The sequence below is a fragment of the Pseudoalteromonas sp. T1lg10 genome, assembly GCF_002964545.1.
Taxonomy (GTDB): Bacteria; Pseudomonadota; Gammaproteobacteria; order Enterobacterales; family Alteromonadaceae; genus Pseudoalteromonas.
On record NZ_PQBV01000004.1, the window covers coordinates 259625 to 276813 of the forward strand.

At 50.2% G+C, this 17189-nt stretch carries 12 protein-coding genes, 2 pseudogenes and 1 riboswitch; of the genes and pseudogenes, 7 read left to right on the top strand and 7 right to left on the bottom strand.

The features are described 5' to 3' along the window. Window positions 1-38 precede the first annotated feature (38 nt). Window positions 39-1496 carry a tRNA uracil 4-sulfurtransferase ThiI gene (gene thiI / locus C2M17_RS03565; protein WP_105199493.1) on the top strand — a complete coding sequence of 486 codons (1458 nt, stop codon included), beginning with the start codon at window positions 39-41 and terminating at the stop codon, window positions 1494-1496. Here thiI and C2M17_RS03570 read toward each other — a convergent pair. Continuing rightward, window positions 1477-2397: a ketopantoate reductase family protein gene (locus C2M17_RS03570; protein ID WP_105199494.1), complete on the bottom strand. Its 921-nt coding sequence runs from the start codon at window positions 2395-2397 to the stop codon at window positions 1477-1479. The genes thiI and C2M17_RS03570 overlap by 20 nt on opposite strands. Next, window positions 2376-2728, bottom strand: a pseudogene (locus C2M17_RS15900) (VanZ family protein). Before C2M17_RS15900 ends, C2M17_RS03570 begins: the two are co-directional and overlap by 22 nt. Before the next feature lie 130 nt (window positions 2729-2858). Between C2M17_RS15900 and C2M17_RS03580 the strand changes: the two are divergent. Both C2M17_RS03580 and C2M17_RS03585 read left to right on the top strand, forming a co-directional pair. After that, window positions 2859-3341 carry a YajQ family cyclic di-GMP-binding protein gene (locus tag C2M17_RS03580; RefSeq protein WP_105199495.1) on the top strand — a complete coding sequence of 161 codons (483 nt, stop codon included), beginning with the start codon at window positions 2859-2861 and terminating at the stop codon, window positions 3339-3341. Window positions 3342-3422: 81 nt separating this feature from the next. After that, window positions 3423-3578: riboswitch (cobalamin riboswitch) on the top strand. Between the two features lie 41 nt (window positions 3579-3619). Then, window positions 3620-5464, top strand: a complete 1845-nt coding sequence (locus tag C2M17_RS03585) for a TonB-dependent receptor domain-containing protein (protein WP_105199496.1) — start codon at window positions 3620-3622, stop codon at window positions 5462-5464. Window positions 5465-6311: 847 nt separating this feature from the next. Here the strand turns inward: C2M17_RS03585 and C2M17_RS03590 are convergent. The 4 genes from C2M17_RS03590 to C2M17_RS03605 form a co-directional block, all read right to left on the bottom strand. Then, window positions 6312-6758 carry a hypothetical protein gene (locus C2M17_RS03590; protein ID WP_105199497.1) on the bottom strand — a complete coding sequence of 149 codons (447 nt, stop codon included), beginning with the start codon at window positions 6756-6758 and terminating at the stop codon, window positions 6312-6314. 523 nt (window positions 6759-7281) lie between these two features. Beyond that, window positions 7282-7812, bottom strand: a complete 531-nt coding sequence (gene msrA / locus C2M17_RS03595) for a peptide-methionine (S)-S-oxide reductase MsrA (RefSeq protein WP_105199498.1) — start codon at window positions 7810-7812, stop codon at window positions 7282-7284. Window positions 7813-7905: 93 nt separating this feature from the next. After that, window positions 7906-11004: an efflux RND transporter permease subunit gene (locus C2M17_RS03600; protein WP_105199499.1), complete on the bottom strand. Its 3099-nt coding sequence runs from the start codon at window positions 11002-11004 to the stop codon at window positions 7906-7908. Further along, on the bottom strand, window positions 11001-12065 hold the full coding sequence (locus tag C2M17_RS03605; RefSeq protein ID WP_105199500.1) for an efflux RND transporter periplasmic adaptor subunit: 1065 nt from the start codon (window positions 12063-12065) through the stop codon (window positions 11001-11003). Before C2M17_RS03605 ends, C2M17_RS03600 begins: the two co-directional genes overlap by 4 nt. A 382-nt stretch (window positions 12066-12447) precedes the next feature. On the opposite strand from C2M17_RS03605, the gene C2M17_RS03610 reads away from it, so the two are divergent. Further along, window positions 12448-13224: a DUF2982 domain-containing protein gene (locus C2M17_RS03610; protein WP_105199501.1), complete on the top strand. Its 777-nt coding sequence runs from the start codon at window positions 12448-12450 to the stop codon at window positions 13222-13224. Window positions 13225-13382: 158 nt separating this feature from the next. Continuing rightward, window positions 13383-13553 carry a hypothetical protein gene (locus tag C2M17_RS15905; RefSeq protein WP_199774390.1) on the top strand — a complete coding sequence of 57 codons (171 nt, stop codon included), beginning with the start codon at window positions 13383-13385 and terminating at the stop codon, window positions 13551-13553. Here C2M17_RS15905 and C2M17_RS03615 read toward each other — a convergent pair. Further along, window positions 13550-14872 (bottom strand): hypothetical protein, encoded by a 1323-nt coding sequence (locus C2M17_RS03615; RefSeq protein ID WP_105199502.1) that lies wholly within the window; start codon window positions 14870-14872, stop codon window positions 13550-13552. The genes C2M17_RS15905 and C2M17_RS03615 overlap by 4 nt on opposite strands. A gap of 345 nt (window positions 14873-15217) precedes the next feature. On the opposite strand from C2M17_RS03615, the gene C2M17_RS03620 reads away from it, so the two are divergent. Continuing rightward, complete coding sequence (locus C2M17_RS03620; protein ID WP_105199503.1) at window positions 15218-15883, top strand: hypothetical protein; 666 nt, start codon at window positions 15218-15220, stop codon at window positions 15881-15883. A gap of 173 nt (window positions 15884-16056) precedes the next feature. Beyond that, window positions 16057-17111 (top strand): annotated as a pseudogene (dinB, locus tag C2M17_RS03625) (DNA polymerase IV). The last annotated feature ends 78 nt before the right edge of the window (window positions 17112-17189 follow it).

Below are 17189 nucleotides of genomic sequence, written 5' to 3' on the forward strand. Positions count from 1 at the left end.
TTAGCCGTTGGCCGATATTGAGCCGCTACGAGTAAGTCATGATCAAGTTTATTGTTAAGTTGCACCCAGAGATTGCGATCAAGAGTAAGTCTGTTCGCAAGCGTTTTACCAAGGTTTTGGAAAACAACATTAAGATCATGATGCGTCGCATTGATGAGCAGGTAAAGGTGCGCAACAACTGGGATAACCTCACGGTAGAATCGCTGAGCGCTGATGATGCGGTGCGTGCCGAGATGGCGGACGCCCTGGGTCGTATTCCCGGTATCGTGCTGTTTAACGAGGTCACCGAGGTGGAATTTACCACCCTGGATGATATCTATCAGCAGGCCCAGCTGTTACTTGCCGACCAAATCGCCGGTAAAACCTTCTGCGTGCGCTGTAAGCGCCAGGGTCAGCATGACTTTACCTCTACCGATGTGGAGCGATATGTAGGCGGCGGCTTAAACCAGCACGTTGAAGGGGCTAGGGTAAAACTGAGTCGCCCGGAAGTAACGGTTAAGATTGAAATCAAGGACCAGCGCGCTTACATAGTAACTCACGCCCACAAGGGCATGGGTGGCTTCCCGTTGCCAACGCAAGAAGACGTGTTGTCGCTGATGTCCGGCGGCTTCGACTCGGGAGTGGCCAGCTACCAAATGATCCGCAAAGGTGCCCGTACTCACTTCCTGTTCTTTAACCTAGGTGGTGCGGCTCACGAAATCGGTGTAAAGCAAGCCAGCCATTATATCTGGTCACGTTTTAGCTCTACCCATAAGGTGAAGTTTATTACCGTGGATTTTGAGCCCGTGGTGGCTGAAATCTTGGAAAATATCGAAGACTCGCAAATGGGTGTGGTGCTTAAACGCATGATGATGCGCGCCGGCAGTCAGGTGGCCGAAAAGCTGGGTGTTCAAGCTCTGGTAACCGGGGAAAGCATAGGTCAGGTTTCAAGCCAAACCCTGGCTAACCTGAGCGTGATTGACCGTGTAACCGATACCCTGATCCTGCGTCCGCTTATTCAGCATGATAAGCAGGAGATCATCGATATCGCCCGTGCCATAGGCACGGCGGAAATGGCCGAAGCCATGCCCGAATACTGTGGTGTGATTTCACGCAAGCCTACGGTTAAAGCCAAGCTTGATGTGATTGAAAAACAAGAGCAAAACTTCGACTTTGAGATACTTGATACGGTTGTCGCCAATGCCACCATTATGGACGTGCGCGATATTGAAACCCAGGCCAAGGAAGAGGTGAAAGAAGCTGAGTCCGTATCTCAGTTGCCTGCAGATGCCGTGGTGGTCGATATTCGTTCACCTGAGGAAGAAGATGCCAACCCACTTGAGCTTGATGGCATTGAGGTAGTACACCTGCCGTTTTTCCGTCTAGCCACCAAGTTCGGCGACTTGCCACAGGATAAGGAATATTACCTTTACTGTGCCAAGGGCGTGATGAGCCAGTTGCAGGCGCTGATCCTGCATGAAAATGGCTTTAAAACCGTTAAGGTGTATCGCCCTTAATACGCTGATAATAAAGCTGATTAACCGGCGCAGCCAAGCCTAATTGCTGCGCCGTTTTATATACATAGCCGCACATGGCGTCTATTTCCGTTTCCCTTCCCAACAGCTTGTCTTGCAGCATGGAACAGCGGTTCTCCGCTGTCTGCGCCATCACCTTATAGGCCAAATTAAGCGCCTGAACTAACGAAAAATCCAAGCCCTGAGCCTTGGCTACAGTGATGGCTTCATGCACCAGCGCCATAATATCGCTGGCGTACTCGGGTGCACGCAGGGCGCCATTGCGCTGCTGTCGCCAGGTGGCCACCGGATTAATAGCTAAATTAACCAGCAGTTTCTGCCAGCGGGCGTGGTGAATATTATCGCAACCAAGCAGGTTCGGTATTTGTTGTTGCCACAGGGGTAACTGGCGCGCTAAAGATTTTTCAGCAGCCTTGTTGGCGGCGCCAAGTGTGCTTAGACCTTGGCTTACATGCACCACTTTATCCGCCGCTGGTTTATAGGCCGCTTGTTGCGTAAGCATAAAATACAGTGACTGATTTGGCCCCAGAAGTTGATTTAGCGCTCTTAAATCACTCATGCCGTTATGGCTGATAACTATTTTTGCATCACTTTTTAATGCCGGCAGCAGTGGGGTAAGCGCCTCAAGAACCTGATGCGCCTTGGTAAAAAGCCACAGCTCGCCTATTTGTTGTTGTGGCGCCTGCTCCCCTGAGGGAGAGGGGATACACTGCACCTGTAAGTGCTCGCTATGTGCTTGATAAGTATATTGATACTGGTGTGGGTGGTGAGTCTTAGTCAATAGCGTGACTGGGCGGTGATCACTAAAAAGCTTGGCAAAGGCCAGGCCCAGAGCGCCCGGGCCTAGGATATACACTGGCGTTAACTGTTCTTTTTTTGCCATTGTGTTTGCCAAATATAATGCAGAACAAAGTAGCTGGCGGCACCGCAGGCACGGCGATAAAGTCGGCGACAGAGGCCTGACGATGGGGCAGTACACCTTGCATCCATTCGATAGCGGCACCGTAGAGACAAAGCAGAATGACTTGGATGATAAAGGGAATTTTAAAGGCTTTATCCATAATAAAGGCGAGGATAAAGAAAATACCAAAATGGGCGACCTTATCAATATGCGGAAACAGGTTTACTGCCGCGCCTTTAACTTCTTTAGTAAACAGCAAAGTAAATACAACAAGGCTAATTAAAAACAAACCCTTATAGACACGGCGCGTCACTATTACTACCTTAAAATCTGGTGAAAACGCAGGCAGTATAACAAACTAAAAACTGAATTCACCGTGTACTAGCGCACAAAATTGTAAATCTCAGGGTATAATCACAAAAATTTAAGTTTAGGAGAGCCCCATGCCTTCATTTGATATCGTCTCTGAAATTGATATGAGCGAAGCCAAAAATGCCGTTGAGAATGCCAAGCGTGAATTGGAAACGCGTTTTGATTTTCGTGGTGTTGACGCCAAAATTGAGCTTGATAACGAGCAAATAGAACTGACTGCCGAAGCCGAGCAACAAGTCATGCAGCTGTTTGATATTTTCGCCAGCAAAGCATCTAAGCGTGGTCTTGATGTGAACAGCTTTGAGATTCAAAAAGCCGACCTGCATGGTAAATACGTGACCCGCAAGGTGGTTATGAAGCAGGGCATCTCCAAAGAAGTGGCCAAAAAGCTGGTAAAAGCCATTAAAGACAGCAAGATCAAGGTGCAAGCCGCTATCCAAGGCGAAGAAGTTCGCGTAACGGGTAAAAAGCGCGACGACCTTCAGGCCGCCATGCAAGTCGTGCGCGGAGCCGATCTAGGCCAGCCGTTCCAGTTCAAAAACTTCCGCGACTAAAACAGCCCAATTCTAGGCTTGTAATTATTTCGTCAATGGATGTATAGACGTCCATTGACTTTCCCCTCCTTACTACGCACAATAACACCGCCTTGTTATGGTGCCTTGCAGATCTCGCCTAGTGGGAATGTGCTCAGGGATAATCGGGAAGTAGGTGTGAATCCTACGCTGCCCCCGCAACGGTGATTTTGGCACTCGCCAATCAGTCCGGAGACCGGCCATAACGCTTATCTAACCAAGAATAATCCTGTGCGGTGGGCGCGGGTTAAGGGATCTACATGTATAGCAAAACCCCTGTGGCGTTGTCTTTGGCGGCACTTTTTTCTGCATCTGTGGCGGCTCAGTCACAGACAATCGAACATATCACGGTCACGGCCAACAAGTTTGAACAGCCGCTTGAGCAGGTGCTCGCCAGCGTTAATGTGATCACCCGTGATGATATTGAACGTACCGCTGTGCGCGACTTGCCCGCATTGCTTTCCAACTATGCCGGGATCGATATTGTCCGCAGCGGCGGTCAAGGGCAAACCAGCAGCTTATTTATTCGCGGTGCTGCCAGTCGTCACTCTCTGGTAGTTGTTGACGGTGTCCGCGTTGGCTCCGCAAGCCTAGGCTACAAGGCCTTGGAAACCCTGCCGCTTAACAGCATAGAGCGGGTGGAAATAATCCGTGGTGCCCGTGCAGCCTGGTACGGCTCAGATGCTCTGGCCGGGGTGATCAACATCATCACCCGCAATGGCGACAGCAAAACTCTGTCGGTATCGAGCGGCAGCGATAACTATGTGAATGTTCAAGGTGCCTATGCCTTGACCCAAGGTGCTTTTAAGGGCGCTATTAACCTGGGTTATGAACAAACCGATGGCTATAATGTGACCACAGGCCAAGACCCGGATCGCGACGGTTATGAAAACCAAAATATCGGTGCTCGCTTGAGTTATGACTTTGATACCTTAGGTAAGCTGGAGTTTGTTGGTCAATACAGCGATGCGGAAGTAGAGTATGACGGCACCAGCAGTGATTTCAGTAAGTTTGAAAACTACCATCTGCAACTGGGCTGGCAAAAAGCCCACGGCCGTTATGCCCATACCTTAAAAACCGCCTTGGTGAAGGATGACAACTTCAACACCCTGAAAAACCCGTACCCGGGTTATAAGGCCAATCAGTACATTACCGAGCGTGACGAGCTGGGTTATCAGCTAAATATCGCCCTAAATGACGCCCTGACTATCAGCTCGGGTCTGGATTATTACTATGAGGATGTGGGCGATTCCATCAATGCCTACGCCCTTGAGGGTCAACCGCAGTCCGGTTTTGTCAACGAAACACAGAGCAACAAGGGTGTGTATGTGGGGGCCTACTATCTTCATGACGCCTTTAGCACCAATGCCGTGGTACGTAACGACGATCACAGCGAGTTTGGTGGCGAGTCGACCTATAATCTGGCACTTGGCGTCCCTTTCGCCGATATCGCTACCTTACGCGCCAGCTACGGCACAGGCTTTAAGGCCCCGACCTTTAACGATGCCAGCTCAATTTGGGGTGCTAACCCAGACTTGCAGCCGGAAGAGTCGACCAATGCCGAACTTGGCCTGCGCCTGAATGTCGCCGGCGGCCAGTACGATGTGGCTGTGTATAAAAATACCTTCGATAACCTTATCGACTGGGGCTTTAATGGCCCGGAAAACATCAATAAAGCCAGTTTTGAAGGCGTTGAGTTGAGCGCCGAAGTTGAGGACTGGTTTGGCATTAACCATACGCTGAACTTCAGCTATGTGGATGCCCAGGACGACAACACAGGTGAAGACCTGGTATTGCGTGCCAAGCGCACCTTTAACTGGGGTCTGGGGAAGGAATTTGATAAGTGGTATGTGGGCGCCCAGCTGCAGTACCGCTCGGATCGCGTAAGCTATTACCGTACTCATTTGCCAAGCTACACCTTGCTTAATGTGAATGCGCGTTATCAGCTGGTGGACAATATCAGCTTCGATTTTGCCATTGAAAACCTGACCGATAAGGAATACGTCACCAATGTTGCCGCCACGGACTGGACCACGGGTGCCGTTACTTCTGAATATATCGGCGCCGAGCGCAAGGTATATGCAGGGGTGAGTTTATCGCTGTAACGGGTGAGTGTCTTCGGAGTCGGGCCGTCGACAGCGGTTCTAACCGATATCTTTTGTCGAGCCGCCGACAGTAGCGGTAACTGATAGATCTTGTCGCGTTGGCGACGAGCGACCGAAGAGGGACAAATTAACTTGGCTACAAGTAATTCGTCCCTGAAGCTGCAGTCCTGTCGGCATCCATGCCTCCACCTCCTCGCGCTGCGAAGCGATGCTTCGGTCACTCGTCGCCCCTCTTTGGAAACCCCGCGAACCCGTGATTCGCTAATGCTTACGAACTCGGTTTTTTGTTAAGCGCTCCGCTTAGTCCCTGATACGATTTAACAGCACATCCATGTACTGATAAATCTAGCTCGGCATCGTGCCTCGCTATCAACTCCACGCTCCACAACAAAAGCCGATTTCTCCAGCGCGAATCTAAACGGGGAGATTGGTACCTGTAGGTCAGGTTTCAACCTGACAATTGTATTGGGCCGCCGACATTTGCTTTAACTGATAGATCTTGTCGCGTTGGCGACTACAACCAAAGAGGGAGTGATTCGACTCCCTCTTTGGAAACTCCGCGAACCCGTGATTCGCTATTGCTTGCGAACTCGGTTTTTTGTTAAGCGTTCCGCTTAGCTTCGACACGGTTTAACGAGGTGTCCTACCTCGGTAAACCTAACTTCGCATCCATGCTCCGTTGTCTCAAGCACGCTCCACAACAAAAGCCGATTTCTCCAGCGCGAATCCAAACGGGAAGATCGATACCTGTTAGTATTGAGTTGGTAGTTGAGAAGATAAAAAACAGAACGAGTTATTTATACCACCTCGTTAACGAATCTCTCTTGAACGTATTGTTTTACGCAATTTACATATTTAAATATGGTTCTAACTTCTTACTTAGCTCTTTAATTGCGTGGTTGCTCCAGGTGACGACGTTGTTAGATTCCTTTACTAACTCAGCATAAAGCTCAGGTGAATTCTTGAACTCTTTGTTTTCTTTGTACGCTTTAACTTTGAAGGATTTTTCATGGAGCTCATCTAACAGTAGGTAAATTGAAGGGTTTTGAGAGAAAAGGAATTTTGCAGCCTCTTTTTGCTCAATAAATGATTTGTGAGTTTCGCTTGAAACCCCATCAGAAATTAATTCTTGGTAGAACTTCAAAGTTGTGGTGTAGACATCGAACCTTTTGTTGTATAAATCTAGCCGCAATTTATCTCGATTTATTACCATTTGCTGATATGCAACATAAGCTAGTACCAAGGCTAGAATTATCGCAAATACATAGTCTTTAAATAATCCAAGTAACTCCAATTTTATACCTCAAAGCTTCATTGCATATAACAACTTAATAAATGGAAAGCTTTGCATTCGTTTGCTTGCAAATTTCCCTACTCGTTTATTTATCTATTGATAACAAATCCCCTAGGTTTTTGCTAGCACAGGCTTTTTATCTTCCGCACCTAACAGCTTGAGCGAGACTTAATGTGAAATGCGATGTTTCAGCATATTCCCCGTGCATTTGTGCTGAGCTTGGTGGAGTTGGTAGTACAACTTGACCTGGGATGGTCAAGTTAGGCGAATCGAGGCAGGGATAGCCGAGTTTCGCCGGGTGCGTAGGCAACACCGACAAGCGAAGAATAAAGCAAATGCTGGGGTGTCCTAGGAGTCCTTAGAGGAAATGGACAAGCATTTCCTCTAAGTTGTCGTCGCCAACGCGACAAGATCGATACTATGAAAACTAAAACTTATTCTATCCATCGAGGGTTATAGGGAAAACAGTGCCTCCGTGTTAGGTCAAAACGGGTTTGTAAGGCTCGCGCCTTACCTCAGACCCTTACACCAAATATGCATCAAATTCCTTCTCAAATTTGGCTATTTTCGGAGCAATAAGCAGATTGCAATACGGCTGTCGTGGGTTGGCGCTAAAGTAATCCTGATGATAGCTTTCGGCAGGGTAAAACTCCTTGGCCGGAAGAAGCTCGGTGACTATGGCATCGTCCAGGTGCTCTTGCAGACGCTCCATAACCAGCTCGGCCTGGTGTTTTTGCTGGTCGCCATGATAGAAGATCACGCTGCGATACTGGGGGCCTATATCATTGCCCTGACGGTTTAAGGTGGTGGGGTCGTGCAGGGCGAAAAACATCTTTAATAGCGTGGGGTAGTCAACCTTTTGCTCGTCATAGACGAGCTGCACCACCTCGGCGTGGCCTGTGTCTTCGGCACAAATTTGATGATAGGTGGGGTGTTCAACATGGCCGCCGCTGTAGCCGGAAGTAACCTGCTGCACGCCTTTGACCCGCCTAAAGGCGGCGTCGATACACCAAAAGCAGCCACCACCTAAGGTGGCCGTGCGTAGCTCACTCATTGCGTTTTGTCCTGTTTGCAATACCTAGTTCAAGTGTAGCGCGATTAGGTGCTAATAATAGCAAAAAGGCAGATTGCTCTGCCTTTTTAGGGATTACTCTTCCTGCAGCGGATGCTGTTGCACCTGCTTGTTGAGGCGGTGCTGCAGGAACTCCGGCGATTGGGTTTTACGCGCCAGGGCATAATAGGCACTGGGCACCACAAACAGGGTCAGTAAGGTGGCCACGGTAACACCGGTGAAGATCACCACACCTATTACCATGCGGCTCTCCGCCCCTGGACCACTGGCCAGTACCAGAGGGACTGAGCTCATGACCGTGGTCAGTGAGGTCATAATAATAGGGCGCAAGCGTTGCTTGGAGGCTTGCAACAAGGCGGCACTAAACTCCATGCCCTTATCGCGCAACTGGTTGGCGAATTCCACTATCAGGATACCGTTCTTCGCGCTCAGACCAATCAGCATAACTATCCCTATCTGGCTGTAGATATTCAGGGTGAGCCCTGTGACATACAGTCCAAACAGCGAGCCGGCTATGCCCAAAGGCACGGTCAGCATGATCACAAAGGGGTGCACAAAGCTTTCAAACTGCGCCGCTAACACTAGGAAGGTAACCGTCAGCGCCAGAACAAAGACATACACCATGGCCGAGGCGCCTTCGTAGAAGAGTTGCGATTCGCCCTTGTAGTCGATGGCGCCATCTATGTCGTTTTCTTCCATCGCCACCTGGTTTAGGAAGTTCAGCGCTTCTTCCAGGGTGTAGCCGTCGGCTAGGTTGGCACTTAGGGTAATGGCACGCATGCGGTTATAGCGGTTAAGCTGTGAAGCGGTGGCCTCTTCGGATACCGTGATTAAACTGTCCAAGGGCACCAGCTCGCCGGAGCGGGAATTAACATAGATGTTCGACACGTCCTGTGGGCTGGCAAAGTCTTGTTTCTCACCCTTTAAGATCACGTCGTACTCTTCACCACGGTCGATAAAGGTGGTAACACGGCGCTGGCCGAGCATGGTTTCCAAGGTGCGGCCTATATCCGACACCGAAACCCCTAAATCGGCGGCCTTGTTTTTATCTATGCTCACCAAAAATTGCGGGAAGGTTTCTTTATAATCATGGTCGATACGCACTAGCCCCGGGTTTTGCTGGGCACGGGCTATGATGCGATCGCGCCAGTCAGCCAGTTCGTCATAATCATTGCCTTGCAGTACAAACTCGATGGGGCGCGACGAGCCGCCACCGCCTATGCCGCGGCGCATAATGGCAAAGGCACGTACATCGGTCACTTCACGCATCTTGCCACTGATCTCGCCCATTACCGACCAGGTATCGCGCTTACGCTCGTCCCAGTCGGCCATGCCGATAATGGCCACGCCGCCTTGACCGCCCCAGCCGGGTACACGCACCAGTACGCGGTTAAGCTCGCCGGACTCCACATAAGGCAGCAGGCGCTCTTCAATTTTTGCCATGTTTTCGGCGTTGTTTTCGTAACTGGCGCCTTCAGGGCCATTCATCATCACGAAGAAGGTGCCGCGGTCTTCTTTAGGCGTTAATTCCGAAGGAATTTTCTGGAACAGGCCGTAACAGGCAGCACCTGCCAGCAACAACATGATGGTGAGCATGCCGGAGCGGCGAATGTTGCCGGCCAGGGTGCGCTCGTAGGCATTTTCTAAGCGAGCAAACTGACGGTCCATCCACTGGCTAAAGCGTCCCGAGTTGGCGCTTTGTTTAAGCACCTTGGAGCACAGTGCCGGGGAGAGGGTCAGTGCGGTTACGCTGGAGAAAAACACCGCGGCACTGACCGCCATGGCAAATTCCGTGAACAGGGCGCCAATGCGACCGTCCATAAAGACCAGGGGCACAAATACCGCTATAAGCACGAGCGTGGTGGCGACAATAGCAAAGCCCACCTCGCGGGCACCGCGATAGGCGGCAAGCAGTCGTGGCTCACCAAGCTCGATACGACGGTGAATGTTTTCCAGCATAACTATGGTGTCATCCACCACCAGGCCGATGGCCAGAACCAATGCCAACAGGGTAAGCAAGTTTATGGAGTAACCCATGGCCAGCAGGAACATAAAGCTGCCGATCAGCGCTACAGGTACCGTCACCGCCGGGATCAGGGTAGCGCGAATATTGCCAAGGAATAGGAAGATGACTAACACCACCAGACCCATGGAAATGGCCAGGGTACGATATACCTCGTTGATCGATTCCTTGATAAAGATGGAGGAGTCGTAGCTGTCTTCTATGGTAGTGCCAGGAGGCAGGTTACGCTTAATGTTTTCAATCTCTTTACGGGCGTTTTCCACCACGGTCAGGGTGTTGGCCTTGGCCTGTTTAACTATCCCCAGGCCTATCATATTGCGGCCGTTACCACGGAACATACTTTCTTCGTCCGCAGCTTCCAGTTGTACATCGGCTACTTCGTTAAGGCGTACCAGATAACCGCCTTCGCCACGGGCCACCACAAGGTTGCGAAAATCCTTCGGGTCGAGGTAACTACGGGCTGTACGTACCGAGAAGTCGCGGTCTTTCGACTCGATTTCACCGGCCGGAAGCTCAACGTTTTCGGCGCGCAGTACGCGCTCGATATCGGCGGCGGTAATGCCTCGGGCGGCCATGGCCTGGCGGTTAAGCCAGATTTTCATGGCGTACTGGCGCTGACCACCAACGCGGACATTGGACACGCCGTCCACCACCGCCAGACGGTCGACGATATAACGCTGGGCATAGTCTGAAAGTTGCAGAGTATCCATGGTGCCGCTGTTAAGCACAAACCAGGCGATGGGGCTTTCATCCGAGTCAGACTTAGACACTTCCGGTGGACGCACCTGATCCGGCAGGCTGTCTAAAGCGCGGGAAACGCGCTCGCGCACATCGTTGGCGGCGGCATCGATATCACGGTCGATATTAAATTCTATGGTGATATTGGAGCGGCCATTACGGCTCGACGAGGTGATGCTTTTAATACCCTCGATACCGGAAATACGGTTTTCGATTACCTGGGTGATCTTGGTTTCAATAATCTCCGACGAAGCACCTGTGTAGCTGGTACTGACACTGACAATGGGGCTTTCTATGTCTGGGTATTCACGCAGTGGCAACAGCGAGAAGGCCACTAAACCAAAGGTAAGCAACAGCAGGTTGATTACTATGGCGAAGACGGGGCGTTTTACCGCGGTATCTGTGATCTTCACTGTTCACTCTCCTGTGCATTCACAGGCGAGCCGGAGCGAATTTTAATCACGCCTTCGGTCACTACCTGGGCGCCCGCTTGCAGACCTGAGCTGATGCCAACCCAGCCGTCGTAGCGTTTATCTACCTTCACTTCCACTTCTTGGGCTATGCCGTCTACTACCTGAAACACAAAATGCTTGTCCTGACGCGGGATAATGGCTTTTTCCGGCACCAGCAGGGCCTCGTAGGTTTTAAGCTCCAGGGTCGTATTGAGTAACATGCCCGGACGTAGCAGGGCTTCGTTATTGGTAAAACTGGCACTAATGGGCACGCTGCGGGTGTTCATATCGACACGCGAGCTCACATGGGTGACCTTGCCGTTAAAGGTGCGCGCCGGGTAGGCGTCGCTGCGGGCGCTCACCGACATGCCGACACGCAGTTGCGCCAGGTATTTTTCCGGCACATTAAAGTCGACCTTGATCACGCTGAGGTCATCCAAGGTGGTAATTTCCGTGCTATTGGAGACAAAGGCGCCTTTAGAAATCATGCGTTTGCCCAGGGTGCCGGCAAAAGGAGCGCGCACCTGCATTTCTGCCAGCTTAGTTTTTGCAGCCTCAAGTTGCGCCTGAGTGGCTTCAAATTTGGCTCTTTGCTCTTCCAGTAAAGACTTGGCGGCGGCTTGCGAGCGGGCCAGCTCGGTGAGGCGGTTTAATTGGCGTTCTACCTCGGAGAGATTGGCTTCTAATTCTTTTACTCTAAGCTTTTCTTCGGTGTCGCGTAATTGCACCAGCAGTTGCTCTGCCTTAACCAGATCGCCATCGTCAAAGTAGATATCATCCACATAGTCGCTCTGGGCGCTTTTAATAAAAATAGCCTGGTTGGCACGGCTGCTGCCGATGCCATCAACGCTAACGGCGCGCTGTTGTTGCTCGACGGTATGCACCTGCACCTTGGTTGCTTGCATTTGCATGGTATTTTGTTGCGATTGGCCATTAGGTAGGTACAAATAAACGCACAGCCCTAAAAAGATAATAATAAAAACGGGAAACAGTGCCTTGCCCGAGTGTTTACTGTGGTTCATTGATGATGCCTTTTGTTGTTTTAGCCCGAAGATAGTTTACGAATTTGTCGGCATACACATAGACCGCCAATCCTGTATTTTTGTGTGTTAACCGAAAATAACGATTTTGTGATGAAAAATTACAGTTTTTGTTCACAAAACAAGAACAACAAAGGCAACTAGCCATTGCCGCGCATCTTTATACCAATTCTGTTAAGTATGTGATCATATATAGCGCTGGATAAATGATGTGATAACAAGGCGGAGTTTTTCTTATGTAGTTATGCTACAAAGAAAAATTCCAACGCGGTTAGCACGATATTTAGCCCGCTAGAATGATTAGCTATTTAAGTGAATTGGTATTATCTACACTCAAGGTAGAGTATAGAAGTAGGGGCGAGTTATGACGCACAATTCTTCGCCACAACATCAAGGTGAGCGCAGGGGGGAAAATAATTGCTATCAGGGCGCCAAGATAAGAGCCCAGGGGGCACGTTATGGTGCGCAAACCTTGCTGATCAGCGCTGGTGTATTACTTGTGCTGGTGGCGGTGATCAAGTTTCGCCCCGGAGAGGTCTTGCTGGCGGAGATCTTTATTCTCAGCGCCTCCTTAGTCGGCGTGCTGGTGGGCTTTTTGAAATTACGCGAGCCCTTTTACAGCATTTATCTCGATAAGGATAAGCTCAGTTATAACCATAAATACGGTTGCTGGCAGTTGGCTGTGAGTAATCTGGCCCGGGTCGGGGTGGTGCAGGTGCACCGCCAGGGCGAAGTGTTAGATCTCAATGTGATAGGCATTTGCCTGCGTGATGAAGACAAATTCTTACAGCGGTTGTCGCCGCGTCTGGCCGGGCGTTTGCTGGTAGAGCAGCGCCACTTTTTGATGCAGGCGATCAAGGCTTATTGCCAGGATGGCAAGGAATGTCCACCGCACTGGCTGGTGGAAGACACCGACTATGTGAGCGAGGCTGGCTGCAAATATACTGGGTTATTGGCCATGTTTGCGAATAGGATGAACAACCTAAAGCTATTGACCGGATACCATCTCCTGCTGCCAGCGGCGGCATTAGACCGGGATATTTGGACTTTCAGTTATATGTTACACCGTTGGCAACAAGACCCGGAGCTTACCGTGTCCCGGTTGCGGCAGGAGCTGTCTGCGGCCAGTGGTAGTGACTAGAAGGGGAGCTGGTTGTTAACGGTGAGGCCCATACGAACATCAGGGTAACTCAGCAACCTCTCCTGGTAATACATGCTTACACTTTTATGTTGCACAATTCTTGTTCAATATCGCTAAGTTAGATAGCCTAAGACCATCAACTAGATAGGGATTGGGCGATGAGTGTACGTAAATACCTTTGGCTATGGGCCTTGCCGCTGGCACTGATTTGTTATGCCATAGGCGCCGAAAAAGGAGTGTTGGCCTTATTGATCGTCGGCGCATTTTTAGAAGGCGCATTTTGGTTAGGCCTGTTTAAACGCACCAAGAAAAAGCAAAACAAGTCTTAATGCACACTGTTGGGGGTAAAGTCGTCTAACTTGGCCTGAATCGTCCTTTGTAGCTCGGGGACCAAGGGGTCGAGCCGGCGATTAACCACATGATTAAGGCGAAACCGCCGCAACGGCAAGATATTAAAGTCATTCGCGTATTGCTGGCCATCACCAAACACAGTAGAAAATATCGCATATTCAAATTCATAGCGTTTTAACAATTCGGGCGTACGCCTGAGCTTTTCGTTAAACATCAGCTTGGCCTTGATATCAAAGTTGGTCAGGGACTCTAAGGCTCCCCGAGTCACCAGTATTTTGTTGCTCGGCTTATTCAAGGCCGCCAAATTACAAGGGACCGCCTTGTCACACAACAAAATGTGCTCTCCAAGTGCCAGCGTGGGCTCAACCACACGCACATTCTTAAACCTGGCCATGTTGGCCGCTACTCGCACTACATCAAGATCACTCAGTCCGGCATTGAGCAGTACCAAACCACGGCGAGCCGGAACCGCCTCCAGTTTTAAACTGATGCCAAGCTCGGCGTAGATCTGTTCAATAAAATGGATAAAGGGCTCAACGCCTGGGGTATTGATATAGGTGCCAACCAGATGCGTTGGCCGGGTAAAGGCGGTATTGCTATGCAGGTGACGCTGGAGCAGGTCATCCAAGAAGTCCTTGCGAGCGCGATTGGTGTCGTTTTGTTTAAGTGCCAACACTAGGGGGATATCGGCAAACTGGGTGACCATTTTGAGTTTTTTTGCCCGTTTGCTTGGCGAGAAGTGACCTACAACTTCCGGGCTTGCCAGGATTAAATCGACGCTGCCCCTGTCGAGCATATTCACCAATTCCCGCTCCGAGCTGGCGTAGTGCAGGGTTTCTCCGTAGGCGTCGAGTACATTTTGTATGTTGGTGGGATACACATAGCTGGCAACTACCCCCACCTTATATTGCTCAAACAGGTGGATAAGGTTGCGATAATCCAGGTCGTTGTCGCTTTTACCGAGTATGCCAAGGTGAGAAAAACCAAGCGGTGCAGAAGCCATAAAACCGCTGCGTACCTCAGAGGGCCAGGCCGGGAAATAGCCGACGTATTCGCCTGCAGCCGCCCTTAGCTGGGCCTGCTCCCAAGGCAGATAATCAACTTCGATGGCAATATCATGAGGCGCCAGCAGGTCGCGCAGTGAGGCAATGGCATCGCCGCCATTGTCCATATGCTCGCTGGCATAGGGAGGCCATTCCAGCGAGGCAATCTTCCAGGTTGATGTGGCGGTAAATCCAGTTAGAGGCAGGGCGACAAGAAGTGCGACCCAAGCCCAGTGTAAGACACGTTTTAACATAGCTGCCACTCCTTCCAAAAGCGTGAAGATGATTGGCCATGGCGGTGCTGACAATACCCAGTGTAAGGGGCGTGTCCACACCCTTATTATCTATTGCATTAAGTATAACAGTTGTGCCGGGAGTCACCGATTTTCTAATGGATGTATGAAGGTTGTTATTTGAACAATTAGGTGAAGGGAATCCCAATATGAATACCTGTTTTACCTTCATTGTTACTGAAGAAAATTATCTAATCAGGAAGGAGGGAGTCGCGAATAATTTCATTTCATCGATAAGATGGGTTTTACAATTAGTTACATCCCTGTAACAATATCCGGCTTACAACAATAATAAAGGGAGTTAACATGAAATATCCACTTATCGCATTAACTGCATTAGCCCTAAGCGGCTGTAATTCGACCGATAATAACACCACTGCAAGCCCATCTAACCTGCAAACTAACAATGCCGCAGTGAGCAGTGCTGAAGCGAGCAAGGCAACAACACATACAGCCCCGGCTGCTGCGCCAGCTTCTGCTCAAGCACCTCAACAGGACTCGGTTAGCAAAGCGAACCTTGCCAAGGCACCAAAGTCTGCGCAAGGTGATGAGGTGATCTATATCCTAGCCAATGTGCCTTATTCACAGCCCAATGTTATTGCCGACAACGTTAGAAACGAGTGTTACCAGTTGGGTAATCAGTTTTCAGATTCTTTGCTGAAGTATGCCAAGGCGCAGCGTCTGGCAATTAAGCAAGTTCAAGGGGAATTGCCACAAAGCGGTAAGGTACTGCAACTGAGCATAGACAATGTGTACAGTGGTGGTAATGCCTTTATTGGTCACCGTAAATCGGCCTCGGTATCGGCAAAACTGATGATCGATGGCAAGGTGGTCGACAGCACCAGCAAAACGCGTAATTCGGCCGGTGGTTTCTTAGGTGGCTTTAAGGGCTCTTGCTCTGTGTTAGCACACACAGTAAATACTCTTGGCAGTGATATTGCCAAGTGGGCCAAGTCTAGTAAGCATTTCTAAGCTGAGACAACGAGTATAAGAACCGGCCCTGGCCGGTTTTTTTATGCCAACCTAAAATCTTAGTTGAAACGTAACGCTATTCATTAGTTCATACAGTATTTTATACAGTATTTTGTGGCCTTATAATTTCATATCTGCGAAGATAGGCAAAACAATCTTCTTCTCTTATGGTCATGAAGAAATTTATCCATATCGATATGGATTGCTTTTAAACTCAGCAGTGGAAATGCGCGATAACCCTAAGCTTGCCACAGTGCCTTTGGCTATTGGTGGCAAGAGTCGTCGTGGGGTGCTGTCCACCGCCAATTATATCGCCCGCCAATACGGGGTGCGTTCGGCCATGTCCAACTATCATGCCAAGCAGCTTTGCCCTGAGCTGGTAATAGTGCCCGGGCGCATGCAGGTGTACAAAGAGGTGTCGCAGCAGATTCGCACGATTTTTCGCCGTTACACCGAGCTGATTGAGCCCCTGTCGTTGGACGAGGCTTATCTCGATGTCACCGACGCTCAGGCTTGCCAGGGCAGTGCCACCTTGATTGCCGAACGAATCAGGCGGGAAATTCAGGCCGAAACCGGGCTGACGGCATCTGCGGGCATAGCACCCATCAAGTTTATTGCCAAAATTGCCAGCGACGAAAACAAACCCAATGGCCAATGTGTGATCACCCCGGATCAGGTGCCGGCGTTTTTAGCGGCGCTAGACCTTAAAAAAATCCCCGGAGTGGGCAAGGTCACCATAGAAAAACTGCACGCCCAGGGGTTGTTTAAAGGTCAGGATGTGCTGGATAAGGGTATGACCTGGATGCAGCAACATTTGGGGAATTTCGGTGCTTCCTTATATCAAAAATGTGCCGGTCAGGTCATCGGCGCAGTGAGCACCGAGCGGGTGCGCAAATCCCTCAGCGTGGAACACACTTACGAATACAACAAAATAACCTTGGCCCAGTGCCAGCAAGCCCTGCCTGCCTTGCTCGAAGAACTCATCATGCGATTGGACAGGCAGCAGCTACACCAGCGCATCAATAAACTTTCGGTTAAGGTGAAGTTCGCCGACTTTCATGTCACCACGGCGGATCAGAGCGGTCGCAGCCTGAGTATAGAGGTATTCAATGCCTTGCTGGCCAAGGCCTATGAAAGGGGCGTAACCCCGGAAGTGAGGCTGCTGGGATTAGGCGTGGGCATAGACAGCGAGCAAGCCGATGTGCAGCAACTGAGCATCTTAGACTAAAGCGCTAGTGAATTTTTACACTATGCTGATAAGGTGAATCTGGGCTTTTGCGTAAACGCGCTCGTGCGTTGCAATACT